This window comes from Pseudoalteromonas sp. SWN29 (assembly GCF_015864465.1).
GTDB lineage: Bacteria > Pseudomonadota > Gammaproteobacteria > Enterobacterales > Alteromonadaceae > Pseudoalteromonas.
Genome location: NZ_JADYXE010000104.1, coordinates 1 through 2,199, shown reverse-complemented (window position 1 = coordinate 2,199; position 2,199 = coordinate 1). Strand labels below are relative to the sequence as shown.

At 42.0% G+C, this 2,199-nt stretch carries 1 rRNA gene; it reads left to right on the top strand.

The features are described 5' to 3' along the window. Positions 1–191: 191 nt before the first annotated feature. Positions 192–306: ribosomal RNA gene (rrf, locus tag I6F53_RS19990) — 5S ribosomal RNA — on the top strand. Positions 307–2,199: the final 1,893 nt, after the last annotated feature.

The window sequence follows — 2,199 nt, the reverse complement described above, 5'->3', positions numbered from 1 at the left end:
CATTAAGCTAACTTGTACTAATTACCCGTGAGGCTTAACCATACAACGCCAAACGCGTTTTATGTGATAGTGAAACAAGCGAAGAAGTTAATATGACTAAAGTAGATATTTACTGAAAGACTTAAAAAATATTATCAGATATTTTCCAAATTCAGTTAATTTGTAGCGATACGAATTAACGCCCAAATTTGCTTGGTGACAATAGCGTTTTGGACCCACCTGACTCCATGCCGAACTCAGTAGTGAAACGAAACAGCGCCGATGATAGTGTAGCATTTGCTATGTGAAAGTAGGACATTACCAGGCTTCAAATTGTAGAAACCCGTTACAGCAATGTAACGGGTTTTTTGCTGTCTGGGATTTAATAAATAGCCAAGAGCGCATATCGAACTCAGTAGTGAAACAAAACAGCTCGAAGGCGAGCCCGGGCCAAAGATAGTGTAGCATTTGCTATGTGAAAGTAGGACATTACCAGGCTTCAAATTGTAGAAACCCGTTACAGCAATGTAACGGGTTTTTTGCTGTCTGGGATTTAATAAATAGCCAAGAGCGCATATCGAACTCAGTAGTGAAACAAAACAGCTCGAAGGCGAGCCCGGGCCAAAGATAGTGTAGCATTTGCTATGTGAAAGTAGGACATTACCAGGCTTCAAATTGTAGAAACCCGTTACAGCAATGTAACGGGTTTTTTGCTGTCTGGGATTTAATAAATAGCCAAGAGCGCATACCGAACTCAGTAGTGAAACCAAAGCTTCGACCGATGATAGTGTAGCATTTGCTATGTGACTTTCTACCGCTGTGGGCACCACGACATCCTACTGCGTAGCGCACCGACCTCATATTGTAGAAAGCCCGGATCTAACGATTCGGGCTTTTTTACGTCTGCAGAAAAGTAAAATATGCGTAATTAATACACACTCATCAACACCCACCACGTAGGTCGGGCGAGCGTAGCGACTCCCGACGCTAGAATCACAACAAAACCCCTCAATATCTCAGTCGGCCAATAAAGTAGCATTTCACTGTGACTTTCTACCGCTGTAGGCACTCCGACATCCTACTGCGTAGCGCACCGACCTCATATTGTAGAAAGCCCGGATCTAACGATTCGGGCTTTTTTACGTCTGCAGGAAAGTAAAATATGCGTAATTAATACACACTCATCAACACCCACCACGTAGGTCGGGCGAGCGTAGCGACTCCCGACGCTAGAATCACAACAAAACCCCTCAATATCTCAGTCGGCCAATAAAGTAGCATTTCACTGTGACTTTCTACCGCTGTAGGCACTCCGACATCCTACTGCGTAGCGCACCGACCTCATATTGTAGAAAGCCCGGATCTAACGATTCGGGCTTTTTTACGTCTGCAGGAAAGTAAAATGTGCGCAATTAATGCACACTCATTCAATACTTATCACGTAAGTCGGGCGAGCGTAGCGACTCCCCACACTTAAAATCACAATAATACCAACCTGCATAAATCTCTGATCAATTTAACGAATTAAATTGCACTATAACGTCGTTAAAAATTTTTTATTTAGAACAACTAGATACAAAAATTTTTGCCTAGTTTTAGCGTAATTTTCTTAACGTTAAATAGACCTCATATATAAGCAGATTGGTATAAAATCCCTCAATATCTCAGTCGGCCAATAAAGTAGCATTTGCTACGTGACTTTCTACCGCTGTGGGCACTACGACATTACCAGGCTTCAAATAGTAGAAAGCCCGAATCTAAAGATTCAGGCTTTTTTACGTCTGCAGAAAAGTGAAATACGCGTAATTAATGCACACTCACATCAATACTCATCACGTAGGTTGGGCGAGCGTAGCGACTCCCGACGCTAAAATCATAAAATTCACCGCTCAGCAATGAGTTCGCAGCATTTCACTGTGACTCTGCCCCGCTGTAGGTATCATGACATCATACAAGCTTTAAGTTGTAGAACTCCCGAACCTAACGATCTGGGCTTTTTTACATTTGCAGAAAAATGATTTAGGTATTTCTCTATAGCGCAGCGCCTCTCAGTGAATAATCTACTTAATTTAACTAGGGCGTGTTGATCTTTGCGGTATAAAAAACAAACAGCATGAGAATAAGGTATAATTGAATTCGCTAAAAAACGTTACACCGAACCCTCATGCCAAGATTAATGTTAACAGACGCGACATGGAATGTCTTATCAAAAGTAATGCA